This is a genomic window from Actinomadura luteofluorescens (genome assembly GCF_013409365.1).
In the GTDB taxonomy this organism is placed as follows: Bacteria; Actinomycetota; Actinomycetes; order Streptosporangiales; family Streptosporangiaceae; genus Spirillospora; species Spirillospora luteofluorescens.
The window spans coordinates 1,686,891-1,709,406 of the sequence record NZ_JACCBA010000001.1; the positions used below are offsets into that span (position 1 = coordinate 1,686,891).

General features: G+C 72.5%; 21 protein-coding genes. 15 read left to right on the top strand and 6 right to left on the bottom strand.

The features are described 5' to 3' along the window. Positions 1-8: 8 nt before the first annotated feature. The 6 genes from BJY14_RS07575 to lipB all read left to right on the top strand — a co-directional run bounded on the left by BJY14_RS07575 (position 9) and on the right by lipB (position 7,190). Entirely contained in the window at positions 9-1,541 is a 1,533-nt protein-coding gene (locus BJY14_RS07575; RefSeq protein WP_179842954.1) for a leucyl aminopeptidase, read from the top strand. A 147-nt stretch (positions 1,542-1,688) separates the two neighbouring features. Further along, positions 1,689-3,080 carry a dihydrolipoyl dehydrogenase gene (gene lpdA, locus BJY14_RS07580; RefSeq protein WP_179842955.1) on the top strand — a complete coding sequence of 464 codons (1,392 nt, stop codon included), beginning with the start codon at positions 1,689-1,691 and terminating at the stop codon, positions 3,078-3,080. 37 nt (positions 3,081-3,117) lie between these two features. Continuing rightward, on the top strand, positions 3,118-4,602 hold the full coding sequence (sucB, locus tag BJY14_RS07585; RefSeq protein WP_179842956.1) for a 2-oxoglutarate dehydrogenase, E2 component, dihydrolipoamide succinyltransferase: 1,485 nt from the start codon (positions 3,118-3,120) through the stop codon (positions 4,600-4,602). A gap of 127 nt (positions 4,603-4,729) precedes the next feature. Further along, entirely contained in the window at positions 4,730-5,617 is an 888-nt protein-coding gene (locus BJY14_RS07590) for a TIGR01777 family oxidoreductase (RefSeq protein ID WP_179842957.1), read from the top strand. 84 nt (positions 5,618-5,701) lie between these two features. Beyond that, complete coding sequence (locus BJY14_RS07595) at positions 5,702-6,439, top strand: Type 1 glutamine amidotransferase-like domain-containing protein (protein ID WP_179842958.1); 738 nt, start codon at positions 5,702-5,704, stop codon at positions 6,437-6,439. Positions 6,440-6,476: 37 nt separating this feature from the next. Beyond that, entirely contained in the window at positions 6,477-7,190 is a 714-nt protein-coding gene (gene lipB, locus BJY14_RS07600; protein WP_312879054.1) for a lipoyl(octanoyl) transferase LipB, read from the top strand. Here the strand turns inward: lipB and BJY14_RS07605 are convergent. Further along, positions 7,172-7,672: a YfbM family protein gene (locus BJY14_RS07605; protein ID WP_179842959.1), complete on the bottom strand. Its 501-nt coding sequence runs from the start codon at positions 7,670-7,672 to the stop codon at positions 7,172-7,174. The genes lipB and BJY14_RS07605 overlap by 19 nt on opposite strands. A gap of 206 nt (positions 7,673-7,878) precedes the next feature. Between BJY14_RS07605 and lipA the strand changes: the two genes are divergently transcribed. Continuing rightward, complete coding sequence (gene lipA, locus BJY14_RS07610) at positions 7,879-8,805, top strand: lipoyl synthase (RefSeq protein ID WP_173392939.1); 927 nt, start codon at positions 7,879-7,881, stop codon at positions 8,803-8,805. Between the two features lie 47 nt (positions 8,806-8,852). Continuing rightward, positions 8,853-9,548 carry a DUF4191 domain-containing protein gene (locus tag BJY14_RS07615; RefSeq protein WP_179842960.1) on the top strand — a complete coding sequence of 232 codons (696 nt, stop codon included), beginning with the start codon at positions 8,853-8,855 and terminating at the stop codon, positions 9,546-9,548. 63 nt (positions 9,549-9,611) lie between these two features. Here the strand turns inward: BJY14_RS07615 and BJY14_RS07620 are convergent, their stop codons facing one another. Beyond that, entirely contained in the window at positions 9,612-10,088 is a 477-nt protein-coding gene (locus tag BJY14_RS07620; protein WP_179842961.1) for an RDD family protein, read from the bottom strand. A 154-nt stretch (positions 10,089-10,242) separates the two neighbouring features. Here BJY14_RS07620 and glnA point away from each other — a divergent pair, with 154 nt between their 5' ends. The 4 genes from glnA to BJY14_RS07640 all read left to right on the top strand — a co-directional run bounded on the left by glnA (position 10,243) and on the right by BJY14_RS07640 (position 13,001). After that, positions 10,243-11,667 carry a type I glutamate--ammonia ligase gene (gene glnA, locus BJY14_RS07625; RefSeq protein WP_179842962.1) on the top strand — a complete coding sequence of 475 codons (1,425 nt, stop codon included), beginning with the start codon at positions 10,243-10,245 and terminating at the stop codon, positions 11,665-11,667. Between the two features lie 176 nt (positions 11,668-11,843). After that, positions 11,844-12,278 carry an SRPBCC domain-containing protein gene (locus BJY14_RS07630; protein ID WP_179842963.1) on the top strand — a complete coding sequence of 145 codons (435 nt, stop codon included), beginning with the start codon at positions 11,844-11,846 and terminating at the stop codon, positions 12,276-12,278. Beyond that, entirely contained in the window at positions 12,265-12,615 is a 351-nt protein-coding gene (locus BJY14_RS07635) for an ArsR/SmtB family transcription factor (protein ID WP_179842964.1), read from the top strand. The genes BJY14_RS07630 and BJY14_RS07635 overlap by 14 nt, the downstream gene beginning before the upstream one ends. Next, positions 12,612-13,001, top strand: a complete 390-nt coding sequence (locus BJY14_RS07640) for a VOC family protein (RefSeq protein WP_179842965.1) — start codon at positions 12,612-12,614, stop codon at positions 12,999-13,001. Before BJY14_RS07635 ends, BJY14_RS07640 begins: the two co-directional genes overlap by 4 nt. An 84-nt stretch (positions 13,002-13,085) precedes the next feature. On the opposite strand, the gene BJY14_RS07645 is transcribed toward BJY14_RS07640, so the two are convergent. Then, entirely contained in the window at positions 13,086-13,760 is a 675-nt protein-coding gene (locus tag BJY14_RS07645; protein WP_179842966.1) for a hypothetical protein, read from the bottom strand. A gap of 81 nt (positions 13,761-13,841) precedes the next feature. Next, positions 13,842-15,035 (bottom strand): helix-turn-helix domain-containing protein, encoded by a 1,194-nt coding sequence (locus BJY14_RS07650; RefSeq protein ID WP_179842967.1) that lies wholly within the window; start codon positions 15,033-15,035, stop codon positions 13,842-13,844. A gap of 214 nt (positions 15,036-15,249) precedes the next feature. Here BJY14_RS07650 and BJY14_RS07655 point away from each other — a divergent pair, with 214 nt between their 5' ends. The 3 genes from BJY14_RS07655 (at position 15,250) to BJY14_RS07665 (ending at position 19,139) form a co-directional block, all read left to right on the top strand. Further along, positions 15,250-16,383 carry a Fic family protein gene (locus BJY14_RS07655; RefSeq protein WP_179842968.1) on the top strand — a complete coding sequence of 378 codons (1,134 nt, stop codon included), beginning with the start codon at positions 15,250-15,252 and terminating at the stop codon, positions 16,381-16,383. 163 nt (positions 16,384-16,546) lie between these two features. Next, complete coding sequence (locus BJY14_RS07660; RefSeq protein WP_179842969.1) at positions 16,547-18,682, top strand: DEAD/DEAH box helicase; 2,136 nt, start codon at positions 16,547-16,549, stop codon at positions 18,680-18,682. A 64-nt stretch (positions 18,683-18,746) separates the two neighbouring features. Then, positions 18,747-19,139: an OsmC family protein gene (locus BJY14_RS07665; protein WP_179842970.1), complete on the top strand. Its 393-nt coding sequence runs from the start codon at positions 18,747-18,749 to the stop codon at positions 19,137-19,139. A 40-nt stretch (positions 19,140-19,179) separates the two neighbouring features. On the opposite strand, the gene BJY14_RS07670 is transcribed toward BJY14_RS07665, so the two are convergent. Both BJY14_RS07670 and BJY14_RS07675 read right to left on the bottom strand, forming a co-directional pair. Next, complete coding sequence (locus BJY14_RS07670; RefSeq protein WP_179842971.1) at positions 19,180-20,916, bottom strand: glycoside hydrolase family 3 protein; 1,737 nt, start codon at positions 20,914-20,916, stop codon at positions 19,180-19,182. Positions 20,917-21,021: 105 nt separating this feature from the next. Continuing rightward, positions 21,022-22,488, bottom strand: coding sequence for an alpha/beta hydrolase (locus BJY14_RS07675; RefSeq protein WP_218905194.1), 1,467 nt, complete (start codon positions 22,486-22,488; stop codon positions 21,022-21,024). Positions 22,489-22,516: the final 28 nt, after the last annotated feature.

Below are 22,516 nucleotides of genomic sequence, written 5' to 3' on the forward strand. Positions count from 1 at the left end.
GGAGGGCAATGCTTGATCCAAAAGGGCGAAAGCGGTCACCAGGAGGACTAACATCGGGCTACGTGACGAGCATCAGCCTTGACAGCGCAGACCTGGCCGGCCTCGACGTCGACGCGATCGTGATCGGCGTCGCCCCCGCCGGGGCGGGTGCCGCACCGGCCGACGGCGCGGAGGCGATCGACCGCGCCATGGACGGCAGGCTCGCGGACGCGCTGGGCGCGCTCGGCGCCACCGGCAAGGCCGGCGAGGTGACCCGGCTGCCCTCGCTCGGCGCCGTCCCAGCCAGGGTCATCGTGGCCGCCGGGCTCGGCGAGGACCCCTCCGCCGAAGACCTGCGCCGCGCCGCCGGGGCCGCCGTCCGCTCCCTCGCGGGCACCGCCCGGGTCGCGGTCGCGCTCCCCGCCTCCGGCGCCGAGGGCGTCGAGGCCGTCGCGCTGGGCTCGCTGCTCGGCGCCTACTCCTTCGACGCCTTCCGCACCGGCGACGGCCACAAGAGCCCCGTCGAGGAGATCCGCCTGATCGCGCCCGCGTCCGAGGAGGCCGCCCTCGGGCGCGCCCGCACCCTCGCCGCGTCGGTCACGCTCGTCCGCGACCTGGTGAACACCCCGCCCTCCCACCTGTCCCCCGAGGACTTCGCCGGCGAGGCCGAGCGGGTCGCCGCCGAGACCGGCCTCGCCATCGAGGTGCTGGACGAGAAGGCCCTCGTCGAGGGCGGGTACGGCGGCATCGCGGGCGTCGGGCAGGGGTCGGTGAACCCGCCGCGGCTCGTCCGGCTCGCCTACACCCACCCGGAGGCCGGCAGGACGCTCGCCCTCGTCGGCAAGGGCATCACGTTCGACTCCGGCGGCCTGTCCCTCAAGCCGACCGACGCGATGGACTGGATGAAGTCCGACATGGGCGGCGCGGCCGCGGTGCTCGGCGCGCTCGCCGCCATCGCCGAGCTGCGCCCCGCGGTCAACGTCGTCGGCTACCTCGCCCTCGCCGAGAACATGCCGAGCGGCACCGCGCAGCGCCCGTCCGACGTGCTGCGCATCTACGGCGGCAAGACCGTGGAGGTCCTCAACACCGACGCCGAGGGCCGGCTCGTCATGGCCGACGCCCTCGTCCGCGCGGGCGAGGACTCCCCCGACCTCATCGTGGACGTCGCCACCCTGACCGGCGCGCAGCTCGTCGCGCTCGGCACCCGGACCACCGGCGTCATGGCCAACGACGACGACGTGCGCGAGAAGGTGGTCGCGGCCGCCGGGCGCGCGGGCGAGCCCTCCTGGGGCATGCCGCTGCCCCCGGAGCTGCGCAAGGGCCTCGACTCGGCGGTCGCCGACATCGCCAACATCAGCGGCGAGCGCTGGGGCGGCATGCTGGTCGCCGGGACGTTCCTCAAGGAGTTCGTGCCGGACGGCGTCAAGTGGGCGCACCTCGACATCGCGGGCCCCGCCTTCCACAAGGGCGAGCCGTACGGGTACACGCCGAAGGGCGGCACCGGCGCCGCCGCGCGCACCCTGGTCCAGATCGCCGAGGACGTCGCCGCGGGCGTCCTCTAGGAGGACACCGGGCCCCGCCCGCTGTGAGCGGGCGGAGAACAGAATAGGTTTTCTTGTGGCGGTGGGGGCCCGGTCTGCCGGTGCGCCCCGCCCCGCCCAGGGCGCCGCGATCCACGCGGCGCCACAACCGGGGAAAGGGAGCGTCCAGTGGCCAACAACGGCCCCTTCGACATCGTCGTCCTGGGTGCCGGCAGCGGCGGCTATGCGTGCGCGCTGCGCGCCGCCGAGCTCGGCATGTCGGTCGCGCTCATCGAGCGGGACGAGTCGCTCGGCGGAACGTGCCTCAACCGCGGCTGCATCCCCACCAAGGCGCTGCTGCACGCGGCCGAGGTGGCGGACCAGTCCCGCGAGGCGGCGAAGTTCGGCGTGAAGGCCACCTTCGAGGGCATCGACGTCGCCGGGGTGAACGCCTACAAGGACAAGGTCGTCTCGACGACCGTCAAGGGCCTCACCGGGCTGATCAAGTCCCGGGGCATCGAGGTCGTGCACGGCACCGGGCGGCTGACCGGCCCCACCGCGGTCGAGGTCGAGACCGCCGAGGGCACCCGCCGCATCGAGGGCGGGCACATCGTGCTCGGCACCGGGTCGGCGCCGAAGTCGCTGCCCGGCCTGGACATCGACGGCGAGCGGGTCATCTCCAGCGACCACGCGCTGCGGCTGGAGCACGTCCCCGGCTCGGTCGTCATCCTCGGCGGCGGCGTCATCGGCGTGGAGTTCGCCAGCGTGTGGCGCTCGTTCGGCGCCGAGGTCACGATCGTCGAGGCGCTGCCGCACCTGCTCCCGCTGGAGGAGGAGACCAGCTCCAAGCGGCTGGAGCGCGCCTTCCGCAAGCGCGGCATCAAGTTCGAGCTCGGCACCCGGTTCCAGAGCGCCAAGACGACGCAGGGCGGCGTCTCGGTCACCCTGGAGGACGGCAAGACCATTGACGCGGAGCTGCTGCTCGTGGCGGTGGGCCGCGGACCGGTCTCCGACGGCATCGGCCTGGCCGAGGCCGGCGTCGAGACCGAGCGCGGGTTCGTCAAGGTCGACGAGTACTGCCGGACGAGCGTCCCCACGATCTCCGCGGTCGGCGACCTCGTCCCCACCCCCCAGCTGGCCCACGTCGGCTTCGCCGAGGGCATCCTCGTCGCCGAGCGGCTGAGCGGGCTGACCCCGCCGCCGATCGACTACGACGGCGTCCCTCGCATCACCTACTCCGACCCCGAGGTGGCCTCGGTCGGCATCACGTCCGCCGTGGCCCGTGAGCGCGGGTACGAGATCAAGGAGGTCACCTACGACCTGGCCGGCAACCCCAAGAGCAAGATCCTGGGGACGCAGGGCGAGGTCAAGGTGATCGCGGCCGTGGACGGCCCCGTCCTCGGCCTCCACATGGTCGGCGCACGCGTCGGCGAGCTCATCGCGGAGGGGCAGCTCATCTACAACTGGGAGGCCCTGCCCGGCGAGGTCGCCCAGCTGATCCACCCCCACCCGACCCAGTCCGAGGCGGTCGGCGAGGCGCACCTCGCCCTCGCCGGCAAACCACTGCACGTGCACGGCTGAGAAGCCGCACAAGTATTCCGAAGGAGTGCGCTGAGACATGCCGGTCTCCGTCACCATGCCCCAGCTCGGCGAGAGCGTCACCGAGGGCACCGTCACCCGCTGGCTCAAGAAGGAGGGCGAGCGCGTCGAGACCGACGAGCCGCTCCTGGAGGTGTCGACCGACAAGGTCGACACCGAGATCCCCTCCCCAGCCTCGGGCATCCTCACCAGCATCACCGTCGCCGAGGACGAGACCGTCGAGGTCGGCGCCGAGCTGGCCGTCATCGGCGATGAGGGCGAGGCTCCGTCCGGCGGCGGCGCCCCGGCCGCCGAGGAGCAGGAGCCCGAGCCGCAGCCGAAGGCGGAGCCCCAGCAGGAGGCCCCGCAGCAGGCGCAGCCCCAGGCGCAGCAGGCACCGCCGCCCGCCGCGTGGCCGCCGCCCGCGCAGCAGCAGCCGGCCGCCCCGCCGTCCCCGGCGCCGCAGCCGCAGGCCCAGCAGCAGCCGCCCGCGCCGGCCCCGGCGGCCAAGCCCGCCCAGCAGCCTTCGGAGCCGGGCGAGGGCCCGTACGTCACGCCGCTGGTCCGCAAGCTGGCCGCCGAGCACAGCGTCGACCTCGGCACGGTCAAGGGCACCGGCGTCGGCGGCCGCATCCGCAAGCAGGACGTCCTGGAGGCGGCCCGCGCCGCCCAGCAGCAGGCCGCCCAGCAGCAGGCCGCGCCCGCCGCCCCGCCCGCGCCCGCCCCGGCCCAGGCCCAGGCCCCCGCCGGACGGCACGCCGCCCCGGCGCCCGCCGGCGCCCCCGCCGAGCAGATGGCGCTGCGCGGCCGGACCGAGAAGATGTCGCGCATGCGGCAGACGATCGCCCGCCGCATGGTCGAGTCGCTGCAGGTGTCCGCGCAGCTCACCACCGTGGTCGAGGTGGACATCACCAAGATCGCGCGGCTGCGGGAGCAGGCCAAGGCCGACTTCCAGGCCCGCGAGGGCGTCAAGCTGTCGTTCATGCCGTTCTTCGCGATGGCGACGGTCGAGGCCCTCAAGGCCCACCCGAAGCTGAACGCGGTCATCAACGGCGAGACCAACGAGGTCACCTACCACGAGGTCGAGAACCTCTCCATCGCGGTGGACGTGCCCGAGCGCGGCCTGATGGTCCCGGTCGTGCACAACGCGGGCCAGCTCAACCTCGGCGGCCTCGCGCAGCGGATCGCCGACATCGCCGAGCGCACCCGCACCAACAAGGTGAGCCCGGACGAGCTGGCCGGCGGCACGTTCACGCTGACCAACACCGGCAGCCGCGGCGCCCTGTTCGACACGCCGATCCTCAACCAGCCGCAGGTCGGCATGCTCGGCACCGGCGCCGTCGTCAAGCGCCCGGCCGTCATCGACGACCCGGAGCTGGGCGAGGTCATCGCGGTCCGGTCGATGGTCTACCTGGCGCTGACCTACGACCACCGCCTGATCGACGGCGCGGACGCGGCCCGCTTCCTCGCCACGGTCAAGCACCGCCTGGAGGAGGGCAACTTCGAGGCCGAACTCGGCCTCTGACCCCTCCCGCACGTCCGCCGGACCCCGCCGCGCCCGCACGGGCGGCGGGGTCCCGCGCGTCCGGGGAAACGCGGGACCCGCCGGGGAGAACCGGCGTCCGGCGGCTCCGTCCCTCTACGCTGGGGATATGAGGATCACCGTCACGGGCTCGTCGGGCCTCATCGGCTCGGCGCTGGTGGAGTCGCTCCGGCGGGACGGCCACGACGTCGTCCGGCTGGTGCGCAGGGAGCCGTCCCGGCCCGACGAGGCGCGCTGGTCGCCGGCCGACGGCTGCGTCGACAAGCAGTCGCTGGAGGGCGCCGACGCCGTCGTGCACCTGGCGGGCGCCGGGGTCGGCGACCGGCCGTGGACGAAGGCGTACAAGCAGAAGATCCGCGACAGCCGCCTGGTCGGCACCCGCACGCTCGCCGAGGCGATCGCGGCGGCCTCGCCCCGGCCCCGCGTGCTGGTCTGCGGGTCGGCGATCGGCTACTACGGCGACACCGGCGACCGCGAGGTCGACGAGGACTCCCCCGCCGGGGAGGGCTTCCTCGCCGACGTCGTCCGCGACTGGGAGGCCGCGGCCGCGCCCGCGCGCGAGGCCGGGGTCCGGGTCGTGCACCCGCGGACGGGCGTCGTGCTGGCCCGCGAGGGCGGCGTCCTCGGGCGCACCCTTCCGCTGTTCAGGTTCGGCGTCGGCGGCGACCTCGGCGACGGCCGGCAGTGGACGAGCTGGATCTCCCTCCCCGACGAGGTCGCGGCCCTGCGGTTCCTCGTCGACACCGAGATCGCCGGGCCGGTCAACCTGACCGCCCCGAACCCGGTGACCAACGACGCCTACACCAAGGCGGTCGGCCGCGCCCTGCACCGCCCGGCGCGGCTGTCGGTCCCGAAGTTCGCGCTGCGCGCCGCGCTCGGCGGCTTCGCCGACGAGGGGCCGCTGGTCAGCCAGCGGGTCCTGCCCCGCCGGCTGCTGGACGCGGGGTTCCGGTTCGCGCACGAGGACGTCGACTCGGCCATCGCCGCCGTCCTCTGAGTCCCAAGAATCGTCAAAGTCCCACCCGCTCCCGTTCGGTAGTCATACGGTGACAATGAGACAGATGGCCTACGAGGGGGATGCATGAGCACCGACGGACAGCCGCACATCCTCGCGATCGGCGGAGGCACCTTCGTGCCGGACGGCCGGGAGGGGCTCGCCCCGAGCCCGCTGCTGCGCTACGCGTTCGATCTGACGGGCCAGGACCGCCCCCGGGTGTGCTTCCTGACGACGGCGGTCGGCGACGGCGCCGAGTACATCGCGCGCTCCTACGCCGCGTTCTCCTCGATGGACGCCGAGGTCAGCCATCTCGCGCTGTTCCCGATGCCGAACGTCGCCGACGTCCGGGCGCACCTGCTCGGCCAGGACCTGCTGTACGTGTCCGGCGGCAGCGTCGCGAACCTGCTGGCGCTGTGGCGGCTGCACGGCCTCGACGAGATCATGCGCGAGGCGTGGCAGGAGGGCGTCGTGCTGTCCGGGCAGAGCGCGGGCGCGCTGTGCTGGCACTCCGGCGGCAACACCGACTCGTTCGGGCCGCAGCTGCGGCCGCTGACCGACGGCCTCGGTCTCCTGCCGTACTCGTGCGGCGTCCACTACGACAGCGACCCGCAGCGGCGCCCGCTGCTCCAGCAGCTCGTCGGCGAGGGGACCCTGCCGGGCGGGTACGCGGCCGACGAGGCGGTGGGCCTGCACTACGTCGGAACCGAGTTCGTGCAGGCGGTCTCCTACCGGCGGGAGGCGGGCGCCTACCGGATCGAGCCGGACGGACCGGGGACGGCCAAGGAGTACCGGCTGGAGCCCCGGCTGCTCGCCGCGTTCTGAGGAGCGGTCCGGGCGATCACGGCATAAGCTGGCCCGTGTGAGCGATGTGGACGTACGCGAGCTGGTGGTGGTGCACGCGGGGTTCGGCACGGCTGCCGTCCCCTACGAGGACGGGTGGGAGCTGCAGAAGCGCACCCACGCGCTACGGGTGGACGACGCGATCCCCGACACCGTCCTCCTGCTGGAGCACCAGCCGGTCTACACGGCGGGCAAGCGGACGGAGGCGCTCGACCGCCCGTTCGGCGACCCCGGCGCCCCGGTCGTGGATGTCGACCGCGGCGGGAAGATCACCTGGCACGGCCCGGGGCAGCTGACCGGGTACCCGATCGTCCGGCTGCCCGACCCGGTGGACGTCGTCGGCTACGTGCGGCTGCTGGAGCGGATGATGATGGACGTCTGCGCCGACCTCGGGCTGGAGACGCAGACGGTGGAGGGGCGCAGCGGGCTGTGGGTCCGCGGGACCCCGGACCGCAAGATCGGCTCGATCGGGATCCGGGTGGCGCGCGGCGTCACGATGCACGGCTTCATGCTCAACTGCGACAACGACATGGGCTGGTTCGACAAGATCGTCGCCTGCGGGATCCGCGACGTCGGGTCGACCAACCTCACCCGCGAGCTGGGCCGTGAGGTGACGGTCGCCGAGATCGTCCCGCTCGTCGAGCGGCGCCTGGCGGCGGCGCTGGGCGCGGCGGAGACGCTCCACCGCACCACGGCGCAGCTCGGGGTCCTCGGTCAGGCCATCACCTTGTAGACGGCCTGGCCGTCGGTCGCGGCGAGCCGGAAGAACTCGGCCAGCCCCGCGTAGGCGGGCTGGAACACCCTCTCGCGGGCGGCGTCGTCCAGCCGCCCGGCGTCCTGGACCCCTGCCCGGACCATCGCGGGCGGGTCGTAGCGTCCGGCGATCTCGGCGAACGGCGTCGCGGCCAGATGGTCGGCGGCGGGCTTGACCCGCTCGGGGGCGAGGTAGATGACGTCCATGCCGAGCTCGTCGGCGCCGTCCTCGGTCAGCAGCCGCCCGCCGCACACGACATCGGCCTCGGGCTGGCGGCCCTCCCACGGGTCGCCGGTGACGAGGTAGTGCATCGCCTGCCACGCCCGGCCGATCTCGAACAGCGCGCCCGCGCCGCGCCGCCGCCAGTTGGCGTCGCCGAAGACGTGGCGCGCTATCCGGCCGGGGTCGGGCTCTCCCTCCAGCACGGGCGGCACCCTGAGGTACGACATTGCCAGACCCACGGTGGTCCTCCTGCTGACGCTGTTGCGTGACGACAGGGAGTCACCCTAGAGAGATCCATTGCCGGAGATGGCCGAAACACGCGAATCGGCTGCACCGGCGGAGTACCGTCATACGTTCGAGATCGGTCCGATACGGCTTCGATGCTGCTCGCGCCGCCGGACCGCCGGTGTGCCGGTACCGCTGATCGCGACGTACCCTGGGACCCGTGACGACGGTGACACCTGAGGGACGCAAGCTCCTGCGCGTCGAGGCGCGCAACAGCCAGACCCCGATCGAGCGCAAGCCCGAGTGGATCAAGACCCGGATGAAGATGGGCCCGCAGTACCGCGAGCTCACCGGGCTGGTGAAGTCCGAGGGCCTGCACACGGTGTGCCAGGAGGCCGGCTGTCCCAACATCTTCGAATGCTGGGAGGACCGCGAGGCCACGTTCCTCATCGGCGGCGACCAGTGCACCCGGCGCTGCGACTTCTGCCAGATCGACACCGGGAAGCCCGCCGCGCTGGACCGCGACGAGCCGCGCCGCGTCGCCGAGTCCGTCGCCACGATGGGGCTGAAGTACGCGACCATCACCGGCGTCGCCCGCGACGACCTGGAGGACGGCGGCGCCTGGCTGTACGCCGAGACCGTCCGGCGGATCCACGCGGCGGTCCCGGGCTGCGGCGTCGAGCTGCTGATCCCCGACTTCAACGCCGTCCCGGAGCAGCTCGCCGAGGTGTTCTCGTCCCGGCCGGAGGTGCTCGCGCACAACGTGGAGACCGTCCCGCGGATCTTCAAGCGGATCCGGCCCGGGTTCCGCTACGAGCGGTCCCTGGAGGTCATCACCCGGGCGCGCGAGGACGGCCTGGTCACCAAGTCGAACCTGATCCTCGGCATGGGCGAGACGCGCGAGGAGGTCTCCCAGGCGCTGCGCGACCTGCACGAGGCCGGCTGCGAGCTCATCACGATCACCCAGTACCTGCGGCCGAGCCCCCGCCACCACCCGGTGGAGCGCTGGGTCAAGCCGGAGGAGTTCGTGGAGCTGTCGGCCGAGGCCGAGGAGATCGGCTTCGCTGGCGTGATGTCCGGGCCGCTGGTGCGCTCCAGCTACCGCGCCGGGCGCCTCTACAAGCAGGCCGTCTCCGCGCGCGGCTGACGACCGGGCTGTCGGGACGGCGGCCCGGCCGGACTATCCTTGGTTTCATGTCGAAAAAGCCCACGGACGGGGCCCAGGAGAGTCCAGGGCGCCTCAAGCAGATCCGCATGGTCGCTCAGGTGCTCCGGCAGGCCGACCCGAAGGCCCTGCCGATCGTGTTCGCCTCCGCGATCGGGACGCTGGTCGTCGTCATCCTCATCGGGCTGCTCATCGGCCAGCTGTGGTTCTTCATCCCGCTGGGCATCCTCGCCGCGTTCGCCGTCGGCATGATCGTCTTCGGGCAGCTGGCGCAGCGCGCGCAGTACAAGGTGATCGCCGGGCAGCCCGGCGCCGCCGCCGCGATCCTGAAGAACATGCGCGGGAACTGGTCGGTGACCGAGGCGGTCAGCGGCAACCGCAACCTCGACATGGTGCACCGCGCCGTGGGCCGCGCAGGCGTGGTGCTGGTCTCGGAGGGCCCGCGCAGCCGCGTCGGCCCGCTGCTCGGCGCCGAGAAGAAGCGCATCTCCCGCGCCGCCCAGCAGGTGCCGATCTATGACGTGCAGGTCGGCGACGACGAGGGCCAGATCCCGGTCGACAAGCTGCAGCGGCACCTGATGAAGCTGCCCCGCAACCTCACCAAGGGGCAGGTCGCCGAGCTGAACGACCGGCTCCAGGCGCTCCCCCGGTCGATGCAGATGCCGAAGGGCCCGATGCCCAGGGGCGCGAAGATGCCGAAGGGCCCCAAGCCCAAACTGCGCTGACGTCCCAAGAAAAAGCGCCCCCTCGGGGGCGCTTTCTCGTTTCCGGCCGGCTTTCCCGTCCAGCTAAGCGGAGACGACGACCGTGTTGCCGGCCCGGTCGTGCATGCCGCGGTGGTCGCGGTCCCAGATCAGGGCGGGAATGACCAGGAGCAGCAGCAGCGTCCGGGCGAGGCTCCAGCCGAGGCCGACGGGGCGGCCGTCCAGCCGGGCGACCCTGATGCCGCACAGCCGCTTGCCGATCGTCGTGCCGAGGAACGCGGTGAGCACCCACGCCTGGAGGCCGAAGATGAGCAGCGTCCACGTGCTGCGCTCGGCGGGCTCCCACCCGAACGAGCGCGCGAGCAGGCTCGCCACCAGCATCGACAGGCCCCAGTCGATGAACAGGGCGAGGAGCCGGCGGCCGTAGGGGGCGACGGAGCCGCTGCCGCTCTCGGGCAGGCCGATCCGCTCCCCGGGCTCGCCGAGGTCGGCCCCGGCCGAGCGCGCCCCGCCGAGCCACGTCTGCGTCCACCGCGGCCCGGCCGCCTTACCACCGCTCATGGCCCCTACGCTATCCCGTCCCTCCGGAGGTTCGGACGCGGCTCCCAGGGGGAGGCCCGAAGTGACCCGTAACACACTGGAAACACATGAGACATGGTCGGGAAACGGCGTGGACATAACGTCGGGAAGCCGAGAACCGCCCTGAGGAGGCTGGATGTTCAGCAGCGCCGAAGAGGTCCTGAGCTACATCAGGAACGAAGGTGTGAGATTCGTCGACTGCCGGTTCGTGGACCTGCCTGGCAAGATGCAGCACTTCACGTTCCCCGTCGAGAGCTTCGGCGAGAACGTCTTCACCGACGGGCTGATGTTCGACGGGTCCTCGGTCCGCGGCTTCCAGGAGATCCACGAGTCCGACATGCTCCTGCTGCCGGACCCGGCCACCGCCGTCCTGGACCCCTTCCGGCAGCACAAGACGCTGATCCTGAACTTCTTCGTGCACGACCCGCTGACCGGCGAGCCCTACAGCCGCGACCCGCGCAACATCGCGCGCAAGGCCCAGGACTACCTGCGCGGCACCGGCATCGCCGACACCTGCTACTTCGGCCCCGAGGCCGAGTTCTACATCTTCGACGACGTCCGCTTCGAGACCAAGCAGAACGCCGGCTACTACTACCTCGACTCCGTCGAGGGAGCCTGGAACACCGGCCGCGAGGAGCCCGGCGGCAACCTCGGCGCCAAGCCCCCCTACAAGGGCGGCTACTTCCCCGTCCCGCCGATGGACCACTTCACCGACCTGCGCTCGGAGATGGTGGCCCAGCTCCTCGAGTCGGGCATCCACGTCGAGATGCAGCACCACGAGGTCGGCACCGCCGGCCAGGCCGAGATCGACTTCCGCTTCGACACGCTGCTGAAGACGGCCGACAACCTGATGCTCTACAAGTACATCGTGAAGAACGTGGCGCGCGCCGCGGGCAAGACCGTCACGTTCATGCCGAAGCCGATCTTCGGTGACAACGGGTCGGGCATGCACTGCCACCAGTCCCTCTGGAAGGACGGCTCGCCGCTGTTCTACGACGAGGTCGGCTACGCGGGCCTGTCCGACAACGCCCGCTACTACATCGGGGGCCTGCTCAAGCACGCCGCGTCCCTGCTGGCCTTCAGCAACCCCACGGTGAACAGCTACCACCGCCTCGTCCCCGGCTACGAGGCCCCGGTGAACCTGGTCTACTCCCAGCGCAACCGCTCGGCCTGCATCCGCGTCCCGATCACCGGCTCGAACCCGAAGGCCAAGCGCATCGAGTTCCGCGTCCCGGACCCGGCCTGCAACCCCTACCTGGCCTTCTCCGCCATGCTGATGGCCGGCCTGGACGGCATCAAGAACAAGATCGAGCCCGCGGAGCCGGTCGACAAGGACCTCTACGAGCTGCCGCCCGAGGAGGCCCGCGCCATCCCGCAGGTCCCCGGCAGCCTCCCCGAGGTCCTCGCCGCCCTGGAGGCCGACCACGACTACCTGCTGGAAGGCGGCGTCTTCACCCCGGACCTCATCGAGACCTACATCACGATGAAGAACGAGTTCGAGATCGACCCCATCCGCCTGCGCCCCCACCCCCACGAGTTCGAGCTCTACTACGACATCTAGGTCGCGGAGTCGCAGAGGCGCGCTGACGTGTTCGTCAGCGCGCCTCTGCCCCTTTCCGGCCCTGTTCTGGACGAGCACCGGGGTGGCGGCCTCCTTGGTCCGGCGACAGACAAGTATCGCAACCTGTTGGTTGTGATAGCTTTTATGGCAACCGATTAGTTGCCATAGGGGGTGCCGTGCCCGTCCCGGATCGCATCGAGCGGACGCTCGAACTCGCCCACCCGCCCGCGCGGGTGTGGGCGGCGTTGACCACCGCCGAAGGGCTCGGCGGCTGGTTCGGCTCCCACGCGGAGATCGACGACCTGCGCCCCGGTGGCGAGGCCCGGGTCCGGTGGGACGGCCAGGGCGAGTTCACCCTCTGGATCCAGGTCGTCGAGCCGCCCCGCCGGTTCGCCTACACGTGGGCGATCGAGGGGCTGCCGGCGGACGATCCGCGGCGCACCTACGTGGAGTTCACGCTGGAGCCGACCGGCACGGGCACCCGGGTGACGGTCGTGGAGAGCGGCTTCGCCCAGCTGCCGGACGAACTGGCCGGCGCCTACGAGGGCAACGCCAACGGGTGGCGGACGGAGCTGGCCGAACTGGCCGGATACCTCGATGCCGCATCCTGACCAAGAACCTGTCGCCCAGGCGGTCTTCACCGCGCTGGCCGACCCGACCCGGCGCGGCATCCTCGCCGAGCTCGCCGCGCGCGGCCCCGCGACCGCGACCGACCTGGCCGCCCGGCTCCCCATCTCGCGCCAGGCGATCGCCAAGCACCTCGACCTGCTGTCCGATGCCGGACTGGTCCGGGGGGAGCCCGGGGAGCGGCGACGGATCCGCTACCGGCTGCAGACCGGACCGGTGGCCGTGGCCCAGTCGTTCCTCACCGCGCTGGCGCGCGACTGGGACGGCCACCTGAGCGCACTACGCGACCATCTCGACCACAACGGGGGGAACGAAGCATGAGCCCGACATTCCGTGGCGGCCACAACATCGCCATGAAGCTGCCCAAGGCGCAGTTCGACCGCACCGTCGCCTTCTACCGCGACGTCCTGGGCATGGAGGTCACCGACGAGAACAGCGGAGGCGTCGTGGACCAGTGCGCCAAGGTGCAACTCGGCCCGGTGACGCTGTGGTTCGACCGCGTCGACAACTACGCGCGGGCCGACCTGTGGCTTGAGCTGTTCACCGATGACGTGGACGCCGCGACCAGGCACCTGGCCGCGCACGGTGTCGCCGTCCAGGACGAGCTGGAGGCGTTCCCCGCCGGCATGGACGCCCACTGGATCAGCAACCCGGTCGGCATCCCGCACATCGTCCGCCTCGCCGACGAGGACCAGACCCCCTCCTGACCGGTTCCACGCGCGGCCGTGCCCTGCCACTGGCGGGCCAGGCGCTCTGACGTGGTGATTCGTCAGAGCGCCTCGGGGTCCGGCTCATGGCCGGGCCGTCAGGAGACCGACGAGCACGACCTCCGCGCCGGTGATGTCCGTGGCCTCGGCGATCGGGTCGCCCCAGTGCGTCCAGAACCAGTCGCGGTCCTCGTCGGTGGGCCGCACCTCACAGGTGATCCGCACGGCGCGCGGCGTCCCGCCGTCGGCGGTCACGGTGATCTCGGGGGCGCCGATGTCCACGCGGTAGCCGCGCACACCCATGCGCCGTGCGAGCGCGGCGAGTTGCGGGTGGAGCTCCAGGCCGAGGAGGCGCGTGATCTTCAGAGCGACCTCGTCCACGGCGTCGAGAGGGCCGAGGTCGAGGCCCGAATCCCAGATGAAGCGCCTGCGGGACGCGCCGACCGTCCGGGCGGTCCCGGTCCGGGTCCTTGTGACGATGCTGACGCTGTGCCGGATGGCCGAGGCGCCGCGCGCCTCAAACTCCTTGCTCAGCGCCAGTAAGGCGCGCTCGCAATCGGCCGTGTCAGCCTCGTACAACAGCCGCCGCAGACCGGAGTACGAGCCCGCGCCGAGACGCTCCCCCTCCCCGCTCGACCGGACGGCGCGGTAGAGGGGCGAGATGTCGGCGCATTCGATCGTCCAGCCGGGGAACTCCGCGCGCAACGCGGCAAGCCGCCCCTCGAAGTCCTCGGGAGCCGGTGATCCTGAGTGAGTCATGGATCACACTCTGGAGTCGGACTGGACTCCCAATGTTCCACATTGGAACCGGAGCCGGGTTGCGGCACCGAGCCTGGCGGATTATGTGGCCATCCGTGCGTGAATGCGACGCAACGGCTCTGGCAGAGTTCGCCGCGCGTCGACCAGATGGGACACGACCGATCGCGCGGTCGGGTGGAAAGTGATCATCTGCGGGGCGATCCGATCCGCGAAGGCGAGGCGCTTCTCGGCCCTGCCGAGGTCGCCGATCTCGGTCATGACCCGAGACATGTCGATCTCATGGTGCGCGCGGCGTTCCGGCGGCAGGCCCGCGAGCGTCTCCTCGCCGATGCGCTGGTCCCGGCGGGCCGCCTCGTCCATGTCGCCAAGCTCGACGGCGACCGCCGCCCCGTGGATCGCCACGTTGGCCGCCGTGAACTCCAGCCCGTGGACGGGCGCACCGCACCCGCCGCGCCTGGTTCGCTCGTCCGCCCGCCCGAAGTACTCCCACGCGGCCGCGCCGTTCCCGCCGCGAGCGGCGCGTGCGGCGACTATCGCGGACCGCAACTCGATCGCCCCCGCCACCTCCCCCGCGTCCGGCAGTTCTGGCTGGACACCCGCCGCGGCCCGATCGAGCAGCGTCAAAGCGGGCCGGTACTGGTCCATGCTCATCATGAGGAGCGCTCGCGCCAGCATCACCAGGTGAGGCAGATTCGGGTCGCCGGACCGGCGGGCTGCATCGGCACCGCGTTCGAGCAGCGCCAGAGCATCCCCCGTGTAGCCAAGTCGGCGCGTGAGGCTGACGGCGTGACCGAACGCGCGACTCAGCAGCAGCCAGGCCCAGGGGTCTCCGGTCTCTTGTGCCCAATAGGTGAGTTCTTCGATCACCGCGGGCAAACGTCCCGCAAGCTTGGTCAACTGCGCCTTGTGAATCAGCCTGTGTGCGGTCGCAACCTCGGCGGCAAGCACGTCGAGAGCGCGCGGCGGGCCGTCAAGTTCGGGACCGATGTCCACGTAGACCAACGTTCGGCGAAGGTCGGGAATGACGGAGTGGACGGCGTAGTCGTGTCCGTACGCACGGTAGGGCTGCCCGTAGAGCTCGGAGGGGTCGACCCGCAGAGCGGCAGCGGCCGCGGAAACGAAGGCCGGTGTCGCCACCTTCTTGCCGGTCTCCACTTGGGCGATGTGGCTGCGGCTGTAGACCGACAATTGCGCCAGCCCGGTCTGTGTCAGGCCACGTCTCTTGCGTGCCCTGGCCAGGCGCGTCCCGACAGTTTCGAGAGCATCATCGGACATTGGGCCCTGCCCTTCTCCCGGAGGCCTCGCAGCTTCCCAGGCTAGGCAACGGGGCCTTCGCGTGTCATGGGACCGCCCACAAGGCCGCGCTCCCTTCACTGCGCCGGATCGGCCGACGCGGGCGGCCCGCAACCGGCTTTCCGGGTCACCGAGTCGGGGGTGGCGGCCGACCGAAAGCTTTGACGTGGTGACTATGTCAAAGTATCGTTATCCTATGCTCTATCCGACGCCGGGCCTGTCTTCAGAGGACACCCGCGTACTTGACGAGATCGACCAGATGCGCAGGCTCCTGCGGCATCAGGTGCACGGCTCGCCCTCCAGGTGGACGCAGGGTCTGCGGAAGTTCCTCACGGCCGACGCCGTCGCGGCGTCCAACTCCATCGAAGGCTTCAAAGTGGCCACGGTGGACGTCGAAGACCTCATGGAAGGCGAGCGGGACGTCGAGGTCTCAGAGGAGAACCGCGAGGAGACCCTCGCCTACCAGCGGATGATGACGTACATCCAGACCCTTCACGACGTGGAGGACTTCACCTACGGCAAGGGCTTGCTCAACGCCCTGCACTGGATGCTCCAAGGCCACCGCCACAGCCCCCGCAAGCCCGCCGGACAGTGGCGCGGGGGCCCCGTCTACGTCACCGATCCTCGGGACCCGAGCATCGCCGCGTACACGGGCCCTGACGCAGACCAAGTCCCCTCGCTCATGGAGGAACTGGTCGACTGGCTCAACACCTGCGACGCCCACCCGCTGATCAGGGCGGCGATGGCGCACCTCCACCTGGTCTCCATCCACCCCTGGGCCGACGGGAACGGCCGGATGTCGCGTTCCTTGCAGACCCTGCTGATCGCCCGGGAGGGTGTCCTCGCCCCTGAATTCTCGTCCATCGAAGCCTGGCTCGGACGGCCGGGCAACACCTGGGACTACTACCGCCAGTTGGCTGACCGCGGCTCACACTACGTCCCCGACCAGGACGTCTCCGCCTGGATCCGGTTCAATCTCACCGCGTACCACCAGCAGGCGCAGACGGTGCAAGGCCGCATCCGACGCGCGGGGAGGATCTGGCAGGCTTTGACATCGTTCGCGGACAGTACTGGCCGCGACGAGCGCGTCGTCACCGCCCTGCATGATGTCGCCATGACCGGACGGGTGCGCCGCCTCCGGTACGAGCGCTCTGAGGCACTCAGCCTTCAGCAGGCCCAGCGCGACCTCCGTGATCTCGTCGCCGCCGAGGTGCTGGCACCCGTCGGGCGCACCCGGGCCCGCTACTACACGGAAGGCCCGCGTTTCCCCGAGGACGCCCTGGAGATCGCGCGCACTCCCATGACTCTGGTCGACCCCTACGCGCCCTGAAGCCCGCCGTCATCGCCCGGCGTTGTCGGTGGGGCGGCCTACCGTGGAGGGCTTGACGGATCGGATCGGATCGGATCGTGCCGGGCGGGCGCCGCGTCGGGCGGTCGGTGCACCGGGACGCGGGTGGCATCATGTGGGCCGAGCGCGCGGGTTAGGGGTCGGGATGGCGCATGAGGCCAAGGACGTCCTGAGGGGCGGGTACTCGCTGCTGGAGGCCGCGCGGGACCTGGTCGCCGACCATCGGCGGGCGCTGGCCGACGTGCACGCGGCGCTGGCGCCGCTGCGGGCGGAGGCGGCGCGGGAGCAGCTGAAGTCGATCCCGCTGGCCCGGCTGAAGGACGTCACGGACGGGCGGCTGCGGCTCGGGCCTCTGGAGGAGGCCGGGTTCACCAGCGTCGTGGACGTGCTGGACTCGACCCCGTACAGGCTCCAGCTACTGCCCGGGATCGGGCCCCAGACGGCGCAGCAGCTCCATGCGGCCGCCGGGAGCCTGGCCGAGGCGGCGGAGGCTTCGACGACGGTGCGGATCGACGTCGACCGGCGGGACGAGGCGATGACGCCCGCCGTCGTCGCGCTGCACCGCCTGGTGAACGCGGGTCCGGAGCTGCCGCGGGCCCGCGCGGCCGCCGACGAGGTGGACGAGCGCGTCGGGCCGCTGGTGCAGGACGCGCGGCCCGCCGGGTCGTGGTGGCGCAGGCTCCTCACGCCGCCGGCGCGGCGGGAGCGGGCGCGGGAGGCGGTCGGCGAGCTGGCCGAGGCGCTCGCCGGCGAGGAGGCGCGCGGCACCCGGCTGCTGATCTCCCAGGCGTCGGTGGACCTGCTGCGGCCGCACGTGCCGGCGGACGAGGCCTGGATCGACTTCGAGCTGCGGGCGGCCGACTACCAGACCCTCCTGGCCGAGCTCGCCGCGGCGGACCCGGAGCGGGAGGCCGCCGAGGGGTTCCTGCCGGGCGACCTCGCGGCGCGGGTCAAGGCCCAGCCGCTCGACGACGGGTTCCGCCGGGTGTCGCTGCGCGGGTACCAGGCGTTCGGGGCGCGGTTCGCGCTCGTCCAGAAGCGGGTGATCCTGGGCGACGAGATGGGGCTCGGGAAGACGGTCCAGGCGATCGCGGCGATGGCCCATCTGCGGGCGCGGGGCGCGACGCACTTCCTGGTGGCGTGCCCGGCGAGCGTCCTGATCAACTGGGTCCGGGAGATCGAGACCCGCAGCGCGATCGCCGCGCACCCGCTGCACGGGTCCGGGCGCGCGGCGGCGCTGCGCAAGTGGGCGGGCGACGGCGGCATCGCCGTGACGACGCTCGCCACGCTGCACTCGCTGAACGTCCCGGAGGACGTCGAGATCGGCATGTTCGTGGTGGACGAGGCCCACTACGCCAAGAACCACGAGACGCGCCGCGCCCAGGCCGTCGCGCGGTGGTGCCGCAGGACGGAGCACGTGCTGTTCCTCACCGGGACGCCGATGGAGAACCGGGTCGAGGAGTTCCGGAGTCTCGTGGCCCACCTGCGGCCCGACGTGGCCGGACGGGTCCGCCCGCACGACGCGGCGATGGGGGCGCGGGCGTTCCGGTCGGCGGTCGCGCCGGTGTATCTGCGGCGCAACCAGCGGGACGTCCTCGTCGAGCTGCCCGAGGTCGTGCACGTGGACGAGCTGGAGGAGTTCAGCCGGGCCGACGCGGCCGCGTACCGCAGGGCCGTGGCGGCGGGGAACTTCATGGCGATGCGCCGGGCCGCCTACGCCGTCCCGAAGCGGTCGGCCAAACTCGACCGGCTGAAGGAGCTGGTGGTCGAGGCCGCCGAGAACGATCTGAAGGTCGTGGTGTTCTCCTATTTCCGCGACGTGCTGGCCGCCGTCGGGGAGGCGCTCGGGCCGCGGGCCCGCGGGCCGATCTCGGGCGAGACGCCCCCGGCGCGGCGGCAGGAGATCGTGGACGCGTTCACCGCCGAGCCGGGGCACGCCGTGCTGCTCGCGCAGATCCAGGCCGGCGGGGTCGGGCTCAACCTGCAGGCGGCGTCGGTGGTGATCCTCTGCGAGCCGCAGGTGAAGCCGACCATGGAGACGCAGGCGGTCGCGCGGGCGCACCGGATGGGGCAGGTGCGGACCGTCCAGGTGCACCGGCTGCTGACGCCCCGCAGCGTCGACGAGCGGATGCTGGAGATATTGCACGTCAAGACCATGCTCTTCGACGAGTACGCGCGGCGCAGCGACCTGGCGGAGCAGACTCCCGACGCGGTCGACATCTCCGAGCGCGACCTCGCCCGGCAGATCGTGGCGCAGGAGCAGGAGAGACTCGGGACGTAGGGAAGAACGCCGGGGGCGTCCGCGTTCACCGGGGGGCGGAGACCGGCCGATCGAAAGGGATGTCATGGCGGAGGTCAGGGTGGAGCGCACCGAGGACGGCTTCCGGGCCGTCAACGGCCGGGGCGCGGCGGTCGCGATCGGGGATGGGGACGCCGAGGGCGCCTTCACGCCGGTCGAGCTGCTGCTGGCGGCGCTCGGCGGCTGCGAGCTGGTCACCGTCGAGCCGCTGACGGCCAAGCGGGGGCACCGGATGGCGCGGCTCGCCGCGACCGTCCAGGCCGACAAGGTCGCCACCAGCACGCTCGGAACGATCACGGTCACCTATGACGTCGAGCTGCCCGAAGGGGACGACGAGGCCGAGGACGTCCTGAAGGCCGTGGCCGCGCGCGTCCACGAGAAGTACTGCACCGTCGGCAACGCGCTGCGGGAGCCGATGAAGGTCGATCAGGTGGTGTAGCGGGCCCGGGTGCGCCGGGGGCGGCGCACCCGGTCCGCCCTCAGTAGCGCAGGCCGTGCCCGTAGGGGTACAGGCCCTTGATCGTGACCGGCAGGCGCCCGCCGGGCTGCGCGCCGAAGACGACGCGTGCGGCGGCCCTGTGCATGGTCAGGTCCACGCGCTGGGTCCGCGCGGTCGTCCCGTAGGTCGCCAGGTAGGCGCGCACGGACGGGTACGAGGCGATGTCGTACGGCAGGCCGGTCGCCACGGCCGCGACCGGCCTGCCCGTCGCCTGGAGGGCCCGGACGAGCCGCGCCTGCCCCGCCGGGAGCGTCCCGGACGAGAAGGTGGCGACGAGGACGCGGTCGGCGGAGCGGGCGCGGCGGACGGCCTCGGCGATCTCGGCGTCGGTGGGGTCGGTGGTCGCGGCCTGCCAGGTCGTCACCGGGCCGCGCGCGAGCGCGGCCACCTCGTTCGCGAACTCCCCGGTCTGCACGACGCCCGCGACCAGCGTCCGCGCGTCCGAGCCGGGGTCGAACGGGAGCACCCGGTCCTCGTTGCGCACCAGTGTCGTGGCGGCGATGCCCGCCGACAGGGCCTGCCGCAGGAAGTCGGGGTTTCCGGAGATCCGCTCGGCGGCCGCGGGGCTGACGTAGCGGTGGTCGAAGACCCGGTACCGGCACTTCAGCGCGAGGACGCGCCGGACGGACGCGTCGACCCGCTCCCGGGCCAGCGTCCCGTCGCGCAGGGCGCCGGCCAGGGCGTCCACGGCCTGCGCGTGGGCCGCGTGGTCGCCGGTCGACATGATCACGTCGGCGCCCGCGCGGACCGCCATCACGGTGGCCTCGCGGGTGCCCCAGTTCGCGTCGATCGCGTCCATGTCCATGGCGTCGGTGACGATGACGCCGTCGAAGCCCAGGTCCCGCCGCAGCAGGCCGGTCAGCACCTTCTCCGACAGCGTGGCGGGCAGGTCGGGGTCGACGGCCTTCACCACCACGTGCGCCGTCATGATCGCGTCGGCGCCGGCCGCGATCGCCCGGCGGAACGGGGGCAGGTGGACGCGGTCGAGCGTGGCGCGGTCGTAGGTCACCGACGGCAGGCCGAGGTGGCTGTCGGTCTCGGTGTCGCCGTGCCCTGGGAAGTGCTTGGGCGTCGCGATCATCCCGGCCCGCCGGTAGGCGCGGACCTGCGTCCCGACGAGCCCGCCGACCAGGCCCGGGCGCTCCCCGAAGGACCGGACGCCGATGATCGGGTTGGCGGGGTTGGTGTTGACGTCGGCGACGGGCGCGTAGTTCCAGTGGAACCCCATCGCGCGGGCCTCGGCGGCCGTGACGGCCGCCGCGGCGCGGGCCCGCGCCGGGTCGCGGGCGGCGCCGAGCCCCATGGCGTTCGGGAGCGGCGTGGTGCCTTCGCGGACGTTGTGGGTCGTGCCGAACTCGAAGTCGCCGGAGACGAGCAGCGGCAGGCCGGACGGGGTGTCCCGCGCCCAGCGCTGGAGCCGGTTGGCGTAGCGGGCGGCGAGGCCCGGCGTGCGCGGCTCGGAGGTGATGACCGAGCCGATCTTCAGTTCCTGGACGGCGCGGCGGGTCCGCTCGGACGGCATCCCGTCCGGGCCGTCCTCGGTGACCGCCATGACCAGCTGGCCGACCTTCTCGGCGTCGGTCATCCGCGCGAGGATCGCGCCGGGGTCGCAGCCGCGGCCCGGCGGCGCCTGCGCCCGGCCGCGGGCGGGCGGGGCCAGGGCGAGCCCGAGGGCCGCGATCGCGACGATGGACGTGATGGTTCGGCCGCCGTTCATCCAGCCTCCTCGATAGACCTCGCGGTCTAGACCAGTCCGAACCAGCGGTCGGTTCAAGGGGCAGATGTTGACAGGATCGGCGCGGCCCGGTGGGCTCGGCGACCGCTAGCCGCAGGTCGCGCCCGCGGCGGGCACCGCGCCGCGCAGGAGGTAGGCGTGCACGGCCTCGCGGACGCAGGGGTCGCCGGTGTCGTAGGAGCCGTGCCCCTCTCCCCTGAGCGTGAGGAGGGTGGCCCGGCCGCCGAGCGCCTCCGTCAGCGCGGACGCCCACGCGTACGGGGTGGCCGGGTCTCCGGTGTTGCCGACGACGAGGATCGGCGCGGCGGACGGGGCGGACACCTCGCGCCCGGCGGGGTCGCCCTTGACCGGCCAGCCCGTGCACTGCAGCAGGCCCCACGCCAGCGACGTCCCGAAGATCGGCGAGGCCCCGCGGAACCGCGGCAGCAGCCGCCGCACGTCGCTCACGGAGGGCCGGTCGGCGCCGTCGGCGCAGGTGATGGCGGTGTTGGCGGCGGAGAGGTTGCTGTAGGTGCCGTCCTGGCGCCGCCCGTTCTGGACGTCGGCGAGCATCAGCAGCAGCGACCCGTCGCGGCGCTTCACCGCGTCGACGAGGCCCTGCGCGAGGTACGGCCAGGCGTCCCGGGAGTACAGCGCGCCGGCGACGCCGGTCGTGCCGAGGCTCTGGGTGAGCCTGCGCCCGGACGAGGTGCGGAGCGGAGCGCGGTCGAGACCGTCCAGGAACCGGCCGATGGACGCAACGACGGACGGGCCGTCGGTTCCGAGGGGGCACCCCTTCTTCCCGAGGCGCGCGCAGGCGGCGCCGAAGCCGCCGAGGGCGCGCTGGAACGCGGCCGCCTGCTGGAGGGCGAGGTCGGCACGGCCGAGCCTGGTGTCGACGGCCCCGTCCAGGACGGCCCGTCCCACCCTGGCGGGGAACTGGTGCGCGTAGTTGCCGCCGAGCCAGGTGCCGTAGGAGATGCCGAAGTAGTGCAGCCGCTCGTCGCCGACGGCGGCGCGGACCATGTCGAGGTCGCGGGCGGCGTCGGCGGTGCCGACGTGCGGCAGCAGCCGCCCCGACCGCGCCTCGCACTGGCGCACGTAGTCGGCGCGGCCGGCCGCGTACGCCCGCTCCTCGGCGGCGGTGTCGGGGCTGTCGTCCATCGCGGCGATCGCGTCCATGCGGCGGTCGTCCACGCAGGCCACCGGGCTGCTCCGGCCGACGCCGCGGGGGTCGAAGCCGATCAGGTCGTAGCGGGCGCGCAGGTCGGCGTACTGGCCGGCGGACTGCGCGAGCGTGTCGACGCCCTCCCCGCCGGGGCCGCCGAAGTTGAACACCAGCGAGCCGATGCGCCGGCGCGGGTCGGTCGCCGGCACCTTGATCAGGGCGAGTTCGATCTTCTCGCCGGACGGCCGGGCGTGGTCGAGCGGCACCGGGAGCGCCGCGCAGCGCAGCCCGCGGGGCGGCTTGCTCTTGGGCGGCGGGGACGGCAGTCCGGTGCAGCGCCCCCACGTCAGCCTCGGGGCCGCCCCGGACGGGGTGTCGATCGCCGCGGACGGGGTATCGCCCGCCACGGACGCGGTACCGGTCGCCGCCGGAGGG

Excerpts from the sequence above, each read along its gene's own strand:
- BJY14_RS07575 (WP_179842954.1), top strand. The coding sequence starts at position 9 with ATGCTTGATCCAAAAGGGCGAAAGCGGTCACCAGGAGGACTAACATCG.
- BJY14_RS07650 (WP_179842967.1), bottom strand. The coding sequence starts at position 15,035 with ATGTCCGATGATGCTCTCGAAACTGTCGGGACGCGCCTGGCCAGGGCA.
- BJY14_RS07655 (WP_179842968.1), top strand. The coding sequence starts at position 15,250 with ATGCTCTATCCGACGCCGGGCCTGTCTTCAGAGGACACCCGCGTACTT.
- BJY14_RS07665 (WP_179842970.1), top strand. The coding sequence starts at position 18,747 with ATGGCGGAGGTCAGGGTGGAGCGCACCGAGGACGGCTTCCGGGCCGTC.
- BJY14_RS07595 (WP_179842958.1), top strand. The coding sequence starts at position 5,702 with ATGAGCACCGACGGACAGCCGCACATCCTCGCGATCGGCGGAGGCACC.
- BJY14_RS07590 (WP_179842957.1), top strand. The coding sequence starts at position 4,730 with ATGAGGATCACCGTCACGGGCTCGTCGGGCCTCATCGGCTCGGCGCTG.
- BJY14_RS07640 (WP_179842965.1), top strand. The coding sequence starts at position 12,612 with ATGAGCCCGACATTCCGTGGCGGCCACAACATCGCCATGAAGCTGCCC.
- BJY14_RS07645 (WP_179842966.1), bottom strand. The coding sequence starts at position 13,760 with ATGACTCACTCAGGATCACCGGCTCCCGAGGACTTCGAGGGGCGGCTT.
- BJY14_RS07615 (WP_179842960.1), top strand. The coding sequence starts at position 8,853 with ATGTCGAAAAAGCCCACGGACGGGGCCCAGGAGAGTCCAGGGCGCCTC.
- BJY14_RS07620 (WP_179842961.1), bottom strand. The coding sequence starts at position 10,088 with ATGAGCGGTGGTAAGGCGGCCGGGCCGCGGTGGACGCAGACGTGGCTC.
- BJY14_RS07660 (WP_179842969.1), top strand. The coding sequence starts at position 16,547 with ATGGCGCATGAGGCCAAGGACGTCCTGAGGGGCGGGTACTCGCTGCTG.
- sucB (WP_179842956.1), top strand. The coding sequence starts at position 3,118 with ATGCCGGTCTCCGTCACCATGCCCCAGCTCGGCGAGAGCGTCACCGAG.
- BJY14_RS07670 (WP_179842971.1), bottom strand. The coding sequence starts at position 20,916 with ATGAACGGCGGCCGAACCATCACGTCCATCGTCGCGATCGCGGCCCTC.
- BJY14_RS07635 (WP_179842964.1), top strand. The coding sequence starts at position 12,265 with ATGCCGCATCCTGACCAAGAACCTGTCGCCCAGGCGGTCTTCACCGCG.
- glnA (WP_179842962.1), top strand. The coding sequence starts at position 10,243 with ATGTTCAGCAGCGCCGAAGAGGTCCTGAGCTACATCAGGAACGAAGGT.